Raw genomic sequence first — 15,503 nt, 5'->3', positions numbered from 1 at the left:
CGGGGAGTCGAGCCTGCGGCGAACCTTCCCACGAGCATGAGGACGAGGACGAGTGCTGCTAGCGGGCCGCTACCGGCTGGACACTGAGATCGGGCGCGGCGGAATGGGCGAGGTCTGGCGTGCGTACGACCAGATGCTCGCCAGGGCGGTGGCCGTCAAGTTACTGCTGCCGCAGGACACGGACGCGACGGCGGCCTCCCGGTTCCGCCTGGAGGCCCAGACCGCCGGGCGTCTCAACCACCCCAACCTCGTCGGTGTCCTGGACTTCGGCGAGCACGACAACCGGCTGTTCCTGGTGATGGAACTGGTCGACGGCGACAGCCTCTCCGGAGTGCTGGCCGCCTCCGGGGCGCTCCCCGCCGAACGGGTCGCGACCCTCGGAGCGCAGGCCGCCGCCGGACTCGCCGCCGCGCACCAGCAGGGCATCGTGCACCGGGACATCAAACCCGCCAACCTCCTGCTGGACGCCCACGGCACGCTCAAGATCGGCGACTTCGGCATCGCACGCTTCCTCGACGATCCCGGCGCGGCACTCACCGCGACCGGCCAGATCGTCGGCACCGGCCTCTACCTCGCGCCGGAACGGGCCCTGGGCAAGCCCGCGGGCCCGCCCTCCGACATGTACTCCCTGGGCTGCGTGCTCTACCAGCTCCTCAGCGGCCGCCCGCCGTTCCAGGCCGACACCGCCGTCGCGCTCCTCCACCAGCATCTCGACAACGCCCCCGTGCCACCCCGCGAGCTCGGTGTCAACGGTCTCCCGCCGGCCTTCGAGAGCTATCTCCTCGCCCTGCTCGCCAAGCAGCCCGAGGACCGGCCCACGGCCCAGCAGACCGCCGAGTGGTTCGCCGGCGGCGCCTGGCGGGGGCTGCCCGAACCGCTGCCGGAGGCCGCGTTCCCGGTGCCGTCCGCCGAGCCGGGACCGCGCGCGGCGGCAGACCCCGGCACCCCCGCCACCTACGCGCTGCCGACGGGGTCCCGCACGGCCCGGGGCGGGCGTTCACGTCGCGCCGCACCGCGCAACACCGCGGGCAACCGGCCGCGCGTGGCCGCGACGGCCGCCGCTGCGGCCCTCTTCCTGGCGGCGATGGGCGCCGGCATGCTGTGGTTCTCACCCGACGACACCGCGACGGAGGGCACGGAACCCGACACGTCCCCGTCCGCGAGCAGCCCGGCCGCCCCCTCGTCGGCCGAGTCCGCCGATCCGCTCGGGTCCGCCCCGGCGGCCGACGGGACGCCGACCGTCGGCACAGTGGCCGATGTCACTCCCTCCGTCACGGCACCCGCTCCCCCGACCGCCGCGGACCCGGCACCCAGCCCCACGGGCCCGACCGAGGAGGCGAGTGACACCAAGCCCGAGAAGGCTGACAAGCCCAAGGAGGACAAGCCCGGACCGTCCCCGGAGGGCTCGGGGGACGATGACGACGAGGGCGACGACTGAGGAGTTCTGCGCCGGTGTGCCGGGGGGCGCCCCTTGCGCGCCCCCTCGGGTGGCTTGTCATCGCCCTTGTCCCGGCACTACTGTCACCACGCCTTGGTGAACGGGAAATCCGGTGTGATGCCGGTGCGGCCCTCGCCACTGTGATCGGGAAGTCCGGCTCCGGCCCTCGCGGGCGGCCACTGGGTCCTCAGGGACCCGGGAAGGCGGAGCACGGGCGGTGGGACCCGTGAGCCAGGAGACCGGCCAAGGCACGTCAACCATCCACGAGGTGCTGGAGAGGGTCTGCTGAGCCATGCACATTGCCGAGGGTTTCCTTCCTCCGGCGCACGCGGTCGCCTGGGGCGTCGCGTCGGCGCCGTTCGTCGTCCACGGGGCCCGGTCACTCACCCGTGAGGTGCGCGAGCATCCCGAGAGCACCCTGCTCCTCGGTGCCTCCGGCGCCTTCACGTTCGTCCTGTCCGCCCTGAAACTGCCTTCCGTCACCGGCAGTTGCTCCCACCCCACCGGCACGGGCCTGGGAGCCATCCTGTTCCGGCCGCCCGCCATGGCGGTGCTGGGGACCATCACCCTGCTCTTCCAGGCCCTGCTGCTGGCCCACGGCGGTCTCACCACGCTCGGCGCCAACGTCTTCTCCATGGCGATCGTCGGGCCCTGGGCCGGATACGCGGTGTACAAGCTTCTGCGGCGGTACGACGTGCCGCTGATGGTCGCCGTGTTCTTCGCCGCGTTCGTCGCCGACCTGTCCACCTACTGCGTCACCAGCGTGCAGTTGGCGCTGGCCTTCCCCGACCCGGGCAGCGGGTTCCTGGGGGCACTCGGCAAGTTCGGCTCCATCTTCGCCATCACGCAGATTCCGCTCGCAGTGAGCGAGGGTCTGCTGACGGTGCTCGTGATGCGGCTGCTGGTGCAGTCCAGCAAGGGCGAACTGACCCGGCTGGGTGTGCTCCTCACCAAGAAGCAGTCCCGGACCGAGACCGAGTCCGAGACCGAAACCGAGGCCGGGACCGAGACCGAGGCGGCGACCCGATGAGCAGGAACACGAAGATCAACGTCCTGCTGCTGGTCCTGGTGGCCGCGCTCGCCGTGCTGCCGCTCGCGCTCGGCCTGGGCGACCACAAGAAGGAGCCGTTCTCGGGCGCCGACGCGGAGGCGGAGAACGCGATCACCGAGATCCAGCCGGACTACAAGCCCTGGTTCTCGCCGCTGTACGAACCGCCGTCCGGTGAGATCGAGTCGGCCTTGTTCTCCCTCCAGGCCGCCCTCGGCGCCGGCGTCCTCGCCTACTACTTCGGCCTGCGCCGGGGCCGGCGGCAGGGCGAGCAGCGGGCGCTGGAGCGGGCCGCGGCGAGCCCGGGCCGTGAGGCCGCCGGGAAGTCCACGGCCGAGAGGGCCTGAGCCGCGTGCTGCCGATCGACGCGGCGGCGCACAGCAGTCGCTGGCGCCGCCGCCATCCGGTGGACAAGGCCGTGCTCGGACTGGGGCTGACCGTGCTGGCCGTCTCGCTGCCGCCCTGGCCGGGCGCGGCCCTGGTGCTCGTGACGGCCCTGGTGGTGCTGCTGGGTCCGGCCGGTGTGCCCTGGCAGCGGCTGTGGCGGGCCTACCGCGTGCCGCTGGGCTTCTGCGTGACCGGAGCGGCCACCCTGCTCGTCCAGGTCGGCGGGCCCGGGGGCTTCGTCTCCGTCGCCGGCGACGGGCCCGTCCGGGCCGGTGAGTTGCTGCTGCGCACCTCCGCGGCCTCGCTGGGCGTGCTGCTGTTCGCCTTCACCACGCCCATGTCGGATCTGCTGCCGCGGCTGGTCCGGGCCGGGATCCCCGCGCCCGTCGTGGACGTGGCGCTCGTGACGTACCGCATGAGCTTCCTGCTGCTGGACTCCGTGCGCCGGGTCCGCGATGCGCAGGCCGCCCGGCTCGGGCACACCTCGCGGGCCGCCGCCTGGCGTTCGCTGGGCGGGCTCGGCGCCACCGCGTTCGTCCGTGCCTTCGACCGCGCGGCCCGCCTCCAGGCCGGTCTCGCCGGGCGCGGCTACGACGGCACGCTGCGCGTGCTGCTGCCCGAAGCCCGTGTCTCCGTCCGCTTCACGGCCGCCAGTGGTGCGCTCCTCGTGGTGCTGACCGTGCTCACCTTCCTACTGGAAAGGCCGCTGACATGAGCGAGCCCGCCCTCGTCGCCCTGCGGGGCGCGTCCTTCGCCTACGAGGACGGCCCGGCCGTGCTCAGCGGCCTCGACTTCGACATCCGCGAGGGGCGCGCGCTCGCCCTGCTCGGCCGCAACGGCAGCGGCAAGACCACGCTGATGCGGCTGCTCAGCGGTGGACTGCGGCCGGACGAGGGCCGGTTGACGGTCGGGGGGCAGCCGGTGGCCTACGACCGTAAAGGCCTGACGCGGCTGCGGACGACCGTCCAGCTGGTGGTGCAGGACCCGGACGACCAGCTGTTCGCGGCCTCCGTCGAGCAGGACGTGTCGTTCGGGCCGCTGAACCTCGGGCTGTCCGGCGGGGAAGTGCGGGCGCGGGTGGCGGAGGCGCTCGACGCGCTGGACATCACCGCCCTGGCCGACCGGCCCACCCATCTGCTCTCCTACGGGCAGCGCAAACGCACCGCCATCGCGGGCGCGGTCGCCATGCGGCCCCGGGTGCTGATCCTCGACGAGCCGACGGCCGGCCTCGACCCGGACGGCCAGGAACGCCTCCTCACCACGCTCGGCGGGCTCCGCGAGGCCGGTACCACGGTGGTGATGGCCACCCACGACGTCGACCTCGCCCTGCGCTGGGCCGACGACGCGGCGCTGCTCACCCCGTCCGGCGTCCGCAGCGGGCCCGCACCCGAGGCGCTGGCCCGCACCGATCTCCTCCGGGAGGCGGGGCTGCGGCTGCCGTGGGGCGCCGCGGCCGCCGATCTCCTGCGTGCCCAGGGGTTGTTGACCGAGTCGGCAACCGGCCCGCGCACCGCGGACGAACTCGCCGCCCTGGCGACGGGACGGCTGGGTGCGGCCGGCTGAGGCGCGGCGAAATGCGCTTGTCCGCCTTGACGGCACGGCACTACGTTGCCTGCGTGGATCACGTGGATCTCTTCTCACGCTCCTGGGCGGCGCTGCGCACTGCGGTCGCCGGGCTCTCCGACGAGGACTTCGCACGGCCCTCCGGCTGTACGGGCTGGCTGGTACGGGACCTGGTGTGCCATCTGGTCATCGACGCCCAGGACGTCCTGATCACCCTCGCCACCCCGTCCGACCGGGAACCGACCCGGGACGCGGTGACCTACTGGGAGGTCAGCGGCACACCGCCGACCGGCGAGGACCCGCTCGACGCGCTGACGGTCCGGCTGGCCGCCGCGTACGAGGACCCGAAGCTGCTCACGTTCCACCTGGACGACGTGGGCTCCGCCGCGGGCCGCGCCGCCCTGCTCGCCGACCCGGCCCTCAGGGTCGGCACCCGCGACGAGGTCCTCACCGTGGCCGACTACCTCTCGGCGTACGTCATGGAGTGGACCCTGCACCACCTCGACCTGATCGCGCACCTGCCGGACTCGGAGCAACCGCCGGCGGAGGGGCTCACCCGGTCCCGCGAGATGCTGGAGCAGATCGCGGGGAGCGCGTTCCCCTCCTCGTTCCACGACCTGGACGCGCTGCTGGTCGGCACGGGCCGGCGTGCGCCGACGGAGGCCGAGCGGGCCGAGTTGGGCGACCTCGCGGCGCGACTCCCGCTCTGTCTGGGGTGACCGCCGACCGTCGAGACGTCGTGGGCGAGGTGGGAGCATGTCCGGCATGGACATCAGCCGCAGGAACAACGTGCAGGTCACCGGCCGGGCCGACGCGCCCGTGCTGGTTCTGGCGCACGGCTTCGGGTGCGACCAGAACATGTGGCGGCTGGTGGTGCCGGCCCTCGCGGAGCGGTACCGGCTGGTGCTGTTCGACTACGTCGGTTCCGGCGGCTCGGACCTGTCGGCGTGGAGTGAGGAGCGGTACTCCTCGCTGCACGGCTACGCCCGGGACGTCGTGGAGGTCTGCGAGGAGCTGGATCTCCGGCAGGCGGTGTTCGTGGGGCACTCGGTCAGTGCCATGGTCGGGGTGCTGGCGGCACGGGCCGCACCGGAGCGCATCGGGGCGCTGGTGATGGTGACGCCCTCGCCGCGCTACATCGACGACGAGGGATACCGGGGCGGCTTCGGCACCGAGGACATCGACGAGCTGCTGGCGTCCCTGGAGGCGAACTACCTGGGCTGGTCGTCCGCGATGGCGCCGGTGATCATGGGCAATCCGGAGCGGCCGGAGCTGGGCCAGGAGCTGACCAACAGCTTCTGCGCCACCGACCCCGACATCGCTCGTGTCTTCGCCCGTACGACCTTTCTGAGCGACAGCCGCGACGATCTGAAGAGCGTGTCCGTGCCGACCCTGGTGCTGGAGTGCGAGCAGGACGCCATCGCGCCCCGCGAGGTCGGCGCGTACGTGCACGCGGCGATCCCGTCCTCGCGTCTGGTCACTCTCGACGCCACCGGGCACTGCCCCCAGCTGAGCGCGCCGGAGGCCACCACGCGGGCGGTCCTCGACTTCCTGGAGTCCGTGCGGTGATGTGCCGCGCGGACGGTGTGCCGGATCCCGCCGGAACCGGGGACGAGGCGAGCACGGACGCCGCCTTCACGGCGCTGCTGGAGGACAGCGCCGAGGACCTGTACGAGTCGGCACCCTGCGGCTATCTGTCCACGATGATGGACGGCACCATCGCCAAGATCAACGCCACCCTGCTGGACTGGCTGGGCCTGGAACGGCATGCCGTGGTGGGCCGCACGCGCTTCACGGATCTGCTCACCGTCGGCGGGAAGCTGTACCACGAGACGCACTTCGCGCCGCTGCTGCGCATGCAGGGCGAGCTGCGGGGCATCGCCCTGGACCTCAAGCGGCAGGGCGGCGGCAGGCTGCCGGTGCTGGTCTCGGCCGTGGTCAAGCACGGCTCCGGCGGTGAGCCGCTCCTGATTCGCATCACGGTCTTCGACGCCTCCGACCGCCGCGCCTACGAGGAGGAGCTGCTGCGCCGCCGCCAGGATGCCGAGCGGTCCCGCGCCGAGGCGGAGCGGGCGCGTGAAGAGGCGGACGCGGCCAGGCGGCAGGCCGAGGCCGACCGGTCCCGGCTGGCCGACGCGCTCTCCGTCCTTCAGCGGTCGCTCGTGCCGGACTCGCTGCCCGCCGTGCCGGGGCTGGAGACGGCCGTCCACTACCACACGGCCTCGCCCGACCAGCTCGGCGGCGACTTCTACGACCTGTTCCCCGTGGCCGGCGGCCGGTGGGCGTTCTTCCTCGGTGACGTGTGCGGCAAGGGACCCGAGGCCGCCTCGCTCACCTCACTGACCCGCTACACACTCCGGGCCGCCGCCCACCACGACCCGGACCCCGCCACGGCCCTGGCCACACTGAACGCCGTACTGCACGAGCGATACACGGCCAGCGGCAACCCCCGTTACTGCACCTGCATCTTCGGCGTCATAGAGCCCGGCGGCGCCCACGGTCCGGCCACCGTCCGCCTCGCCTCCGGCGGCCACCCGCCGGCCCTCCTCCTGCGAGCCGACGGCCGCGCCGAGTACCTGCCCACTCCGGGTGGCATGCTCGTCGGCGCCCTCCCCGGCGCCCCGATCGCCACCACGGAGACGGTGCTGGCCGCCGGCGACACGCTGGTGCTGTACACCGATGGACTCACCGAGGCGCGCACCGGCGCCGGCCGCGACGACCTCTACGGCGAGGACGCCCTGCGCGCCTTCGGCGCCGACCACGCTCCCGCCGCACCGCACGAGGTGATCACGGCGCTGACCGGACTGCTGAAGAGCTTCGGCGACGGCCTTGACGACGACACCGCCCTGCTCGCCCTCGGCGCCCCTGCCACCCCGACCCCTGTACTCTCCGCGACGAACCCTCCTTCATGAACCCGCTCATCACCACCCGGCACGACACCGCGACCGGCCCCGTTCTGCGGCTGTCCGGCGACCTCGACTACGACCAGGCGCCCGAACTGCGCCGACAGGTAGACCAACTCCAGTTGGCACCGGGCCAGTGCCTGGTCATCGACCTGGCCGGACTGGAGTTCTGCGACTCCTCCGGCATCACCGTCTTCCTCGCCGCCCGCCAGCGCGCCCTGGACGCCGGGGCCGAGGTCGCCCTGGCCGCCGTACCGGCCAAGCTGCTGCGCGTCCTCACGCTCGTCGGCCTCGACCGGGTCTTCACACTGCTCCCGGACAGCCCCACGTCATGACACGTCCGGCAGGCCGGGGAACAGCGCCCGGGCCCGGTCGGCGTCGGGCGCGACGAACACGCCGTCCGCTGTGACCAGGTCCGTGGCGGGGTCCTCCTGGGCGGTGACCGCCCCGTGGACGAAGACCTTGCGGCGGTCGGTCCCGGTCACCCGGGCCAGGATCCGCAACGGGGTCTCCAGTGGGACCGGACGGTGATAGCGCATCTGCAGGGAGACGGTCAGGCCGGGCAGCCCGGCCGCGGCGCAGGCGCGCCCCATGAGTTCGTCCAGCAGCAGAGCGCTCATGCCGCCGTGGCCGTAGCCGGGCGGGCCCTCGTGGGCGAAGCCGAGGGTGCAGTGGCCGAGCAGCCCGTCGTCGGTGTGCGTGACGCGCACGGGCGGGGCCAGCGGGCTGCCGGCTCCGGTGACGGGACTGTAGATCCGTGTTCCGGCGGGGAACTCGTCGACCTCGGGGATCTCCGCTCGGGCCCGCCGTCGGCCCGTCAGCCGGCCGGTGAGACGGCGGACGTCGCCGGCCAGGCGGTCCAGGGTCTGCGGGGTGGCGGCGGTGCGGACGGTGGCTTCCACCAGTGCGCGCAGTTCGTCACCGAGGCGGGTGATGGCGGCCCTGCGGTGTTCCAGCTCCTCGGAGGTGCGGGGGGCCGGCGGGTCGGTGAGGGAGGTGGGCATCGGGTTTCCGGGCGCAGTGGGCAGGGGCGGCGACGGTGGGGGCTGAACCGGGGTGTGATCAGGCATCGGACCTGACGAAGACCGGCTTGAGGTGTTTCTCCGGCAGCGCGGCCGGCAGGTCCTCCCAGTCGATGACGTGGGAGACGACCTTCTCGGGGGCGACCTTGCCGGAGGCGGCGAGTTCGAGGGCGTCGGGGATGTGGGCGCGTACGCTGTCGCGGGCGACGCGCAGGGTGACGCCGGTGAGGTACATGTCGAGCAAGGGCAGCTCGCCGGGGCGGAAGTGGTTGCCCGCGCTCTCGCAGATGCCTTCCGGGGTCAGGCACTTGAGGGCCAGCGAGAGCTGTTCGACGCGGCCGGTGGCCTCGACGGCGATGTCGTAGCTCTGCGGGATCGGTTCCAGGGTCTCGGCGGTGGCGGCTCCGAAGGCCCGGGCCAGGTCGCGGTGTCCGGGGTCGGGGTCGACGTAGAGCACGTCGGAGGCGCCGAGCGCGCGGGCGATGTCGCACACGTACAGGCCGATGCTGCCGCGGGCCACGACCAGGACCCGGGCCCCGGGGCGGGCCTTGAGGTGCGGGGCGACCAGGCGCCAGGCCAGGGACCAGTTGTCGCTGGCGGACGCCATGGCGACCGGGTCGAGACCGGTGGGCAGCGGGACCAGCATGGCGTCGGCGTAGGGCACGCGGACCAGGTCGGAGAAGAGGCCGCCCCAGGTGCCGCCGATCGGCGCGCCGTACATCGCCATGTAGGGCACGGCGGTGCAGTGCGCGGTCAGCCCGGCCCGGCAGCGGTCGCAGGTGCCGCAGCTGATGGACCAGGGGACGACGACCAGGTCGCCCGGGGCCACGGCGGTGACGGCGTCGCCGGTCTCGACGACCCGTGCCACGCACTCGTGGCCGAGGGCGAAGGGCGGCTCGATGAAGCCGTGCCCGGCGAGGATGGAGGAGTCCACGTCACAGGGGGTGGCGGCGACCGGGGCGACGATCGCCTCCCGGTCCGACCGGAGCTCGGGGTCGGGTGCCTCGCGCCACTCGACGGTGCGCTTGGCCACGTAGGTCAGTTCACGCATCGTTCCGCTGCCCCTTCGCCAGAGCGACCAGGTCGGAGTAGCGGACGACGGAGCCGCCGGCGCCCCAGGTGCCGTCGGGCTGTTCGTGCACCAGCACCCACACCCGCAAGGCGTCGTCCGGGCCGAGTCCGGCGGCGGCCAGCACCGTCTTCGTGGCCTCCTCGACCAGGCCCGCCTTGCGGCGCTCGGACAGGGCGCCCTGCGGGACGGTGACCTCCACGAGGAAACGCGGCGCCTCGTCCTCGGCGGTGCGCTGGGCGCCGTCGGGCAGTTCGACGAGGTAACTCCACGCCTGGGCGCGGAAGAACGCGGTGTCGGGTGCGCCCTCCCAGCGCAGCAGCACGGCCGCGAGGTCGCGCTGGACGCTGTCGCGTCCCGCGTCGGTCAGCGCGCCGGCCGGGGCCGTGAGCCGGATCATCGGCATGGAGGACCTCTTTCGGGTGTCCGGGGGCTTCAAGGGCCCACGTGGTTTATGACAGTCGTTATAGACGACGGTCACGCTAGACTATGACGGCTGTTATAGCCAGTGGGGTCAGAAGGGATCGCGTACGTGACCAAGCCCAGCCCGACGGCGCGCGAGCGGATCGTGGCCGGCGCCGCCGACATGATCAGCCGGCGCGGCCTGAACGCGACGAGCATCCGCGAGACGGCCAAGCACGCCAGGGCGCCGCTCGGCTCGACGTACCACTACTTCCCCGAAGGCAAGCAGCAGTTGGCCACGGAGGCCGTGCGCCACACCGGCGCATGGGCCGCCCGCAGTCTGCGCAGGGAACTGGAGGCGGGTCCGGTCGCCGGGCTGCGGGCCTTTCTCACCCTGTGGCGCAAGATCGTCGTGGAGAGCGACTTCCGGGCCGGCTGCCCGGTCCTCGCCGTCTCGATCGAGGAGCCTCCCGTGGACGAGACGCCCACCGCCCTGACGGCCGCCGCCGAGGTCTTCGACGAATGGGAGAGCCTGCTGGCCGGCTCACTGCGCGAGCACGGCGCCGATCCCGAGCAGGCGGCGGAGGTCGCGACGCTCGTCGTCGCCGCGGTCGAGGGGACCGTGGCCATGTGCCGCGCCAAGCGCAGCACCCAGCCGCTGGACCGCACGGCGGCCCAGCTTCACGCCCTGGTCCTCGCCACGATCAAGGCCTGACCGCCAACGCCGCCCGGACGGCCTCGGCCCGCTCCTCGGTGAACACCCCGCTCGCGAGCAGCGACAGGATCGACAGCACACCGCCGGAGGCACCCCAACTGCCTTCGTCGATCACCCGGAAGGTGACCCACCACGCCGGCGAGGGTTCGCCCCGCCCGCACGCCGCCGCCAGGGCGGCGAGGAGACGCTCGACGACCTGAGCCCGTACGTCCGCCTGCCAGGCGGCATCCATCACCGCGACGTCGACGACCATCACGTCGGCTTCCGGTCCGGCGTCCGCCAGCAGCCGCCCGCCGATGGCCATCATGTCCCGCTCACGCTCGACGAAGTGCACCTGGAACCCGACCCGGGCGGCCGGCGCGAGCTGTCCCACCTCGGGCACCAGCACCGCGTCGGTCAGCGTCTGTGCGAGTTCGCGACGCTGCCCGGGACCGAGGCGTCCCGTCGGGGCGGTCACGGTGATGATCGTCACGGCACTCTCCTATGACAGTCGTTATGGAGGGCAGCAGGCTAGCACTCGCCTATAACGACTGTCATAGAAGGTGAACCGGTCGAGCGCTTCGGCCTGTTCGGCGTCCGCCCCGAGTCCGCCCGCCGCGCCTCCCGGGCGCTCCCCGCGCACCACCGCCCGGCCGGAAAACGCTTGGACTCCATGGCCGCTGTCGCGGGACACTTCCGGACTCGACCCGAAATCCACGCATTCGTTGCGGCGATGACCCCTGCCCGCGCAGACGCGGTGGCGGTCCGCCACAGGACGACACAGGGGTGGGATGGAAACGCCGGAATCACGCAGGGTTCGGCCGGGCAAGCGCTCGGTACTGCTCGCACTTCGCTACTACGGACGGGAGCTGGCCCGGCTCCGCCGGTGGACGGCACCGGCCATGTTGCTCTCGGCGCTCGGCAACATCGGCATCAACTACGTGGCGCCTCTGATCGTCGCCAAGCTCGTCGGCGACATGGCCGGCGACCGGGACGTCACGGTCGCCTCGACCCTGCCGTACGTCCTGGGCTTCGCGGGTGTCCTGCTGCTCGCGGAGGCCCTGTGGCGCGTCGCCCTGCACTGCCTCAACCGCGTCGACGCCCTCGGCATCGAGCATCTGTACGTGATCGGGATGGACGAACTGTTCGCCAAGGACGCGGCGTTCTTCCAGGACAACTTCGCGGGGTCGCTGACCAAGCGCGTGCTGAGCTTCGCCTCCCGGTTCGAGCCGTGCGTGGACACCCTGACGTTCCAGATCGTGGGCAACTTCGTGCCACTGACGTTCGGGGCCGTGGTGCTCTGGCGCTACGAACCGCTGCTCGTCGCCGGGCTGCTGGTGATGATCGCACTGACGGCCGTGCTGGTCGTGCCCCTCATCCGGCGCCGCCAGCGGCTGGTCCACCAGCGTGAGGAGGCGATCGCCCTGGTATCGGGCCATGTCGCCGACAGTCTGATGAACATGGACACGGTACGGGCGTTCGCCGCCGAGGAGCGCGAGGCCGCCGAGCACCGCTCCCGCGTCGCCACGTCCCGCCGCCTCACCCTGCGTTCGTGGGACTACGGCAACCTGCGCATCGACACGCTGGTGGCGCCGATGTCGGTGCTGACCAACGCGGTGGGCCTGCTGCTGGCGGTCCGGCTCGCCGGGGGCGCGCAGGGCGTGGAGGCGATCGTGGTGGCCTTCACCTACTACAGCAACGCCACGCGGATCATGTTCGACTTCAATCAGATCTACCGTCGCCTGGAGAGCTCGATGACGGAGGCCGCGCAGTTCACCGAGCTGCTGCTGACGCCGCCGACCGTGCTCGATCCCGCGGTCCCCGAGCCGCTGCGACCCCGGACCGCCGACGTCCGCTTCGAGAAGGTGACCTTCGCCCACCGGGGCGGCCGGCCGCTGTTCGAGGGACTCGAACTGGACGTGCCGAGCGGGGCGAAGCTCGGCCTGGTCGGCCGGTCCGGCGGCGGCAAGACGTCTCTCACCCGGCTGCTGCTGCGGATGACGGACATCGACGGCGGCCGCATCCTGGTCGGTGGTCAGGACATCAGCCGGCTGCGCCAGGCCGACCTGCGCAGCCAGATCGCCTACGTGCCGCAGGATCCGGCGATGTTCCACCGCACCCTGCGGGACAACATCGCGTTCGCCCGGCCGGACGCCACCGACGCCGAGATCCGCCGAGCGGCCGAGGCGGCCCATGTCACGGAGTTCGCCGACACGTTGCCGGACGGCTTCGACACCATGGTGGGCGAGCGCGGAGTGAAGCTGTCCGGCGGTCAGCGCCAGCGGGTGGCGCTCGCCCGCGCGATCCTGCGTGACGCTCCGATCCTCCTGCTCGACGAGGCGACCAGCGCACTTGACTCCGAGAGCGAGCTCCTCGTCCAGGAGGCGCTGTGGCGGCTGATGGAGGGGCGGACCGCGCTCGTGGTGGCGCACCGGCTGAGCACCGTCGCCACCATGGACCAGCTCGTCGTCCTCGACCGCGGACGGATCGTCGAACAGGGCACCCATCAAGAGCTGCTCGCGTTCGACGGCGCCTACGCGAAGCTGTGGCAGCACCAGTCGGGGGGCTTCCTCGACGACACGCCCTAGGCGAGACCCCGCCTGCCGTGCACCAGGTACGCCAGGTGGGGTCAGGGTGCGGCCGCTGCTCATCGTCAAGTTCTCCACCCTCCTCGGTGGCCGCAACACCGTCGCACACCACGACCGGCTCGTGGACGTCTGCGCCGGCGGCGACGCCAAGGCCGCCGCCGAACTCTCCGGACAGCACTGGTCCGAACTGGGCGGCCACATCAACCAGCTCTTCGACACCAACCAGTTGACGGAGGACGCGCCGGTCTGACGCATGCGGCGCTACGCCCTGCTTCGAGACCCCTGCGCGACGTGAACCGCCCAGTCCAGGATCTGCACCGCCGCCCCCGCGGCCTCCAGCCCCCGGCAGTGGGCGTGGTGCCTGCGGGCGATGCCGTCGAGGTCGAGGTGGCACCCGAAGGCGGGGTGGGCGGCAAGCCGCCGGGCGTAGGCCCACAGGTGCGGGTGACCGGCGACGCGGTGGACCGCGGCGGCGTCCAGATGCAGGCGGTGCACCGTGTCGAGCTGGACCAGGGCCACCCACAACCGCACGTCGGCGGCGGTGATGGCGTCGCCGAGGACGAAATCCTGGTGGGCGAGCCGGTTTTCCAGGGAGCCCAGCACGCGCAGCAGGGAGCCGAGGGCGGTACGGCGCGCCGTGACGTCGGTGTCGGACCGCCCGGCTTGCTGTGCGGCGTGGTCGATGCGGTGCTCGCAGAGGCGTTCGAAGGCCTCGATCTCCTCCTCGGCGCCGTGCGGGTAGAGGTCGGGCCGGTCCGGGCCGTCGCCGCCGAAGTGCCGGGCCAGGTCCCGGAGGATGTGTGCGGAGTGGCTGCTGACGATCCGTCCGGTCCAGGTGTCGCTCAGCACCGGTGCGAGGGCCGGTCCGGAGTGACGGTGCGAGCCGGCCTCGTACAGGGGGCGCAGCGCGGAGTGTCCGCCGTCGGGCCTGTCGGGGACGGCCGGCAGCGGCTCGACCGGGAGGATCTCTTCCAGACCGAGCAGGCTGTGCGTGATGGCGATGCGCAGACAGTCGGGGCAGGGCAGCGAGAGGTGGAGGCGGTAGCGGCGCGGTACGGCGTAGTAGCCGCTGTTCGCGTCACACCCGATCCTGCCTCGGAACGACGGTGAGGAGAGGAGGGACGGCACGGTGGACAGGGGTGTGGCGGGCATGTGTCTCCCTGGGTCCGGGTCCGGCTCGGTTCGCGGAGGTGCGGCGGGCGGCGCACGCGGGGTGGGTGCGCGGCGGCGTCGGCGCATACCCGTAGGCGCGGCGGAGTGCGGTGCCGGTGGGCACCGCCGGTTCAGCGCAGGGGGCTCGCCGCGCTGCAGACACGCAGGAGATCGATGTGCCGACGGGAGGTGAGGAGGAGAGACGACCGGCCCGCGCGGATCGCGCGGTCTGCGGACGACTCCGGACGCTCCATCTTTCCTACCCGTTCACTAGGGATCTCTCCTCTGGAGTGTCGGACGGCCTCGCCGCCACGTCAAGAGGGCCGCAACGTGTTCCGCCCGGCGCCCCTTCCCCTCCCCCTCTGACAGTGCCTCAGTTCTGAGGCAGGTCACGCCCCTTGCCCGTCACCGTCCCGGCCGCTCCGCAGCCGTCCTCCGGCAGCGGGCCCAGCAACACCTCGATGCCTTCCCGCAGATACCGCTCCAGCGTGGCGTCCGGCGCCGAGGCCAGGGCGGGAGGCCGGATCTCCGTACGCATCAGGCTGGTGCCGAGCATCCACGCTGCGAGGAGTTCCGCCCGCAGATCGGCGTCGGGGCCGCCGAGACGAGCGGCCAGGCGCTCGGAGAACACCTCCGTGAAATCCGCCCGCAGCCGCGCCACCGCCTCGTCCCGGCCCGACGACCGCAGCACGGACAGCACCGGGTGCGGGAAACCGCCTTCCCTGGGCGGCCCCGTGAGCAGCGCGCAGAACCACTCGGGGATCGCCTCGACCGGCTCGTCCAGCAGCGGCTCGAAGATCTTGCCCGTACCCGACACGTCGTTGAACAGCGCTTCTTTCGAGCCGAAGTAGCGGTAGACGAGGGCGGCGTCGACACCGACGTCGCCCGCTATGTCGCGCACGCTGGTGCCGTCGTAGCCGTACTTGCCGAAGCGGAAGGCCGCTGCGGCCCGAAGCGCGGTGCGCGTGGCCGAGGCCGAGCGTTTGCGGGCGGGCCCTGGGGCCACCGCCTTCGACGTCTCGCCGTTCTGTACTCCCGACACGTACCGCACCTCCGTGGTCCACGGCGCTTCCGCCATCCGCCCATGTTCCAGTCTGCGGGAGCTGTCTCAAAGTCACCGACCGATGTCATCAATCGTTGACTTCCGTTCTCCGCACATGCCATACCTGTGTCAGGTCAACGACCGATGACTTGACTCCTCACTGTGCGAGGGCCGTACGACGACGTCGGCCCTCCC

At 72.4% G+C, this 15,503-nt stretch carries 18 protein-coding genes and 1 riboswitch; of the genes, 12 read left to right on the top strand and 6 right to left on the bottom strand.

All coding sequences use genetic code 11. The annotated features are described in order from the left end of the window. Nucleotides 1-52: 52 nt before the first annotated feature. The 9 genes from ABZ016_RS17210 (at nt 53) to ABZ016_RS17170 (ending at nt 7,674) form a co-directional block, all read left to right on the top strand. Nucleotides 53-1,438, top strand: coding sequence for a serine/threonine-protein kinase (locus ABZ016_RS17210; RefSeq protein WP_356917442.1), 1,386 nt, complete (start codon nt 53-55; stop codon nt 1,436-1,438). Between the two features lie 55 nt (nt 1,439-1,493). Continuing rightward, nucleotides 1,494-1,701: riboswitch (cobalamin riboswitch) on the top strand. Between the two features lie 29 nt (nt 1,702-1,730). Next, complete coding sequence (locus ABZ016_RS17205) at nt 1,731-2,468, top strand: energy-coupling factor ABC transporter permease (RefSeq protein ID WP_356917441.1); 738 nt, start codon at nt 1,731-1,733, stop codon at nt 2,466-2,468. Continuing rightward, nucleotides 2,465-2,833 carry an energy-coupling factor ABC transporter substrate-binding protein gene (locus tag ABZ016_RS17200; RefSeq protein ID WP_356917440.1) on the top strand — a complete coding sequence of 123 codons (369 nt, stop codon included), beginning with the start codon at nt 2,465-2,467 and terminating at the stop codon, nt 2,831-2,833. The genes ABZ016_RS17205 and ABZ016_RS17200 overlap by 4 nt, the downstream gene beginning before the upstream one ends. A gap of 5 nt (nt 2,834-2,838) precedes the next feature. After that, nucleotides 2,839-3,588: a cobalt ECF transporter T component CbiQ gene (cbiQ, locus tag ABZ016_RS17195; RefSeq protein ID WP_356917439.1), complete on the top strand. Its 750-nt coding sequence runs from the start codon at nt 2,839-2,841 to the stop codon at nt 3,586-3,588. Beyond that, complete coding sequence (locus ABZ016_RS17190) at nt 3,585-4,436, top strand: ATP-binding cassette domain-containing protein (protein ID WP_356917438.1); 852 nt, start codon at nt 3,585-3,587, stop codon at nt 4,434-4,436. The genes cbiQ and ABZ016_RS17190 overlap by 4 nt, the downstream gene beginning before the upstream one ends. 62 nt (nt 4,437-4,498) lie before the next feature. Continuing rightward, complete coding sequence (locus ABZ016_RS17185) at nt 4,499-5,155, top strand: maleylpyruvate isomerase N-terminal domain-containing protein (protein WP_356917514.1); 657 nt, start codon at nt 4,499-4,501, stop codon at nt 5,153-5,155. A 46-nt stretch (nt 5,156-5,201) separates the two neighbouring features. Then, a complete protein-coding gene (locus tag ABZ016_RS17180) occupies nt 5,202-6,005 on the top strand; it encodes an alpha/beta hydrolase (RefSeq protein ID WP_356917513.1) in 804 nt (267 codons plus the stop codon). Further along, nucleotides 6,005-7,348, top strand: a complete 1,344-nt coding sequence (locus tag ABZ016_RS17175; RefSeq protein ID WP_356917437.1) for a SpoIIE family protein phosphatase — start codon at nt 6,005-6,007, stop codon at nt 7,346-7,348. Before ABZ016_RS17180 ends, ABZ016_RS17175 begins: the two co-directional genes overlap by 1 nt. Then, on the top strand, nt 7,345-7,674 hold the full coding sequence (locus tag ABZ016_RS17170) for an STAS domain-containing protein (protein ID WP_356917436.1): 330 nt from the start codon (nt 7,345-7,347) through the stop codon (nt 7,672-7,674). Before ABZ016_RS17175 ends, ABZ016_RS17170 begins: the two co-directional genes overlap by 4 nt. On the opposite strand, the gene ABZ016_RS17165 is transcribed toward ABZ016_RS17170, so the two are convergent. From ABZ016_RS17165 to ABZ016_RS17155, 3 genes are read right to left on the bottom strand one after another with little or no spacing between them, the layout of a single operon-like run. Continuing rightward, complete coding sequence (locus ABZ016_RS17165; RefSeq protein WP_356917435.1) at nt 7,669-8,343, bottom strand: PaaI family thioesterase; 675 nt, start codon at nt 8,341-8,343, stop codon at nt 7,669-7,671. The two genes, ABZ016_RS17170 and ABZ016_RS17165, sit on opposite strands and share 6 nt — an antisense overlap. A gap of 58 nt (nt 8,344-8,401) precedes the next feature. Continuing rightward, the gene (locus ABZ016_RS17160) at nt 8,402-9,412 is read right to left on the bottom strand and encodes an alcohol dehydrogenase catalytic domain-containing protein (protein ID WP_356917434.1); all 1,011 of its coding nucleotides are present in this window, start codon (nt 9,410-9,412) and stop codon (nt 8,402-8,404) included. Next, nucleotides 9,405-9,836: a tautomerase family protein gene (locus ABZ016_RS17155; RefSeq protein WP_356917433.1), complete on the bottom strand. Its 432-nt coding sequence runs from the start codon at nt 9,834-9,836 to the stop codon at nt 9,405-9,407. Before ABZ016_RS17155 ends, ABZ016_RS17160 begins: the two co-directional genes overlap by 8 nt. A gap of 126 nt (nt 9,837-9,962) precedes the next feature. Between ABZ016_RS17155 and ABZ016_RS17150 the strand changes: the two genes are divergently transcribed. Then, nucleotides 9,963-10,547: a TetR/AcrR family transcriptional regulator gene (locus tag ABZ016_RS17150; protein ID WP_356917432.1), complete on the top strand. Its 585-nt coding sequence runs from the start codon at nt 9,963-9,965 to the stop codon at nt 10,545-10,547. Here the strand turns inward: ABZ016_RS17150 and ABZ016_RS17145 are convergent. After that, entirely contained in the window at nt 10,537-11,019 is a 483-nt protein-coding gene (locus tag ABZ016_RS17145) for a tautomerase enzyme (protein ID WP_356917431.1), read from the bottom strand. The two genes, ABZ016_RS17150 and ABZ016_RS17145, sit on opposite strands and share 11 nt — an antisense overlap. A 298-nt stretch (nt 11,020-11,317) precedes the next feature. Here ABZ016_RS17145 and ABZ016_RS17140 point away from each other — a divergent pair, with 298 nt between their 5' ends. After that, on the top strand, nt 11,318-13,114 hold the full coding sequence (locus tag ABZ016_RS17140) for an ABC transporter ATP-binding protein (protein ID WP_356917430.1): 1,797 nt from the start codon (nt 11,318-11,320) through the stop codon (nt 13,112-13,114). A 46-nt stretch (nt 13,115-13,160) separates the two neighbouring features. Further along, nucleotides 13,161-13,364, top strand: a complete 204-nt coding sequence (locus ABZ016_RS17135; RefSeq protein ID WP_356917429.1) for a hypothetical protein — start codon at nt 13,161-13,163, stop codon at nt 13,362-13,364. A gap of 11 nt (nt 13,365-13,375) precedes the next feature. Here ABZ016_RS17135 and ABZ016_RS17130 read toward each other — a convergent pair whose 3' ends face one another. Together ABZ016_RS17130 and ABZ016_RS17125 are read right to left on the bottom strand one after the other, a co-directional pair. Then, nucleotides 13,376-14,266: a glutathione S-transferase C-terminal domain-containing protein gene (locus ABZ016_RS17130; protein ID WP_356917428.1), complete on the bottom strand. Its 891-nt coding sequence runs from the start codon at nt 14,264-14,266 to the stop codon at nt 13,376-13,378. Between the two features lie 373 nt (nt 14,267-14,639). Continuing rightward, nucleotides 14,640-15,344 carry a TetR family transcriptional regulator gene (locus ABZ016_RS17125; protein ID WP_356917427.1) on the bottom strand — a complete coding sequence of 235 codons (705 nt, stop codon included), beginning with the start codon at nt 15,342-15,344 and terminating at the stop codon, nt 14,640-14,642. Nucleotides 15,345-15,503: the final 159 nt, after the last annotated feature.

Source organism: Streptomyces sp. NPDC006372 (genome assembly GCF_040612515.1).
Taxonomy (GTDB): Bacteria; Actinomycetota; Actinomycetes; order Streptomycetales; family Streptomycetaceae; genus Streptomyces.
The sequence above is the reverse complement of the archived record's forward strand: the minus strand, read 5'-3'. Positions and strand labels throughout refer to the sequence as shown.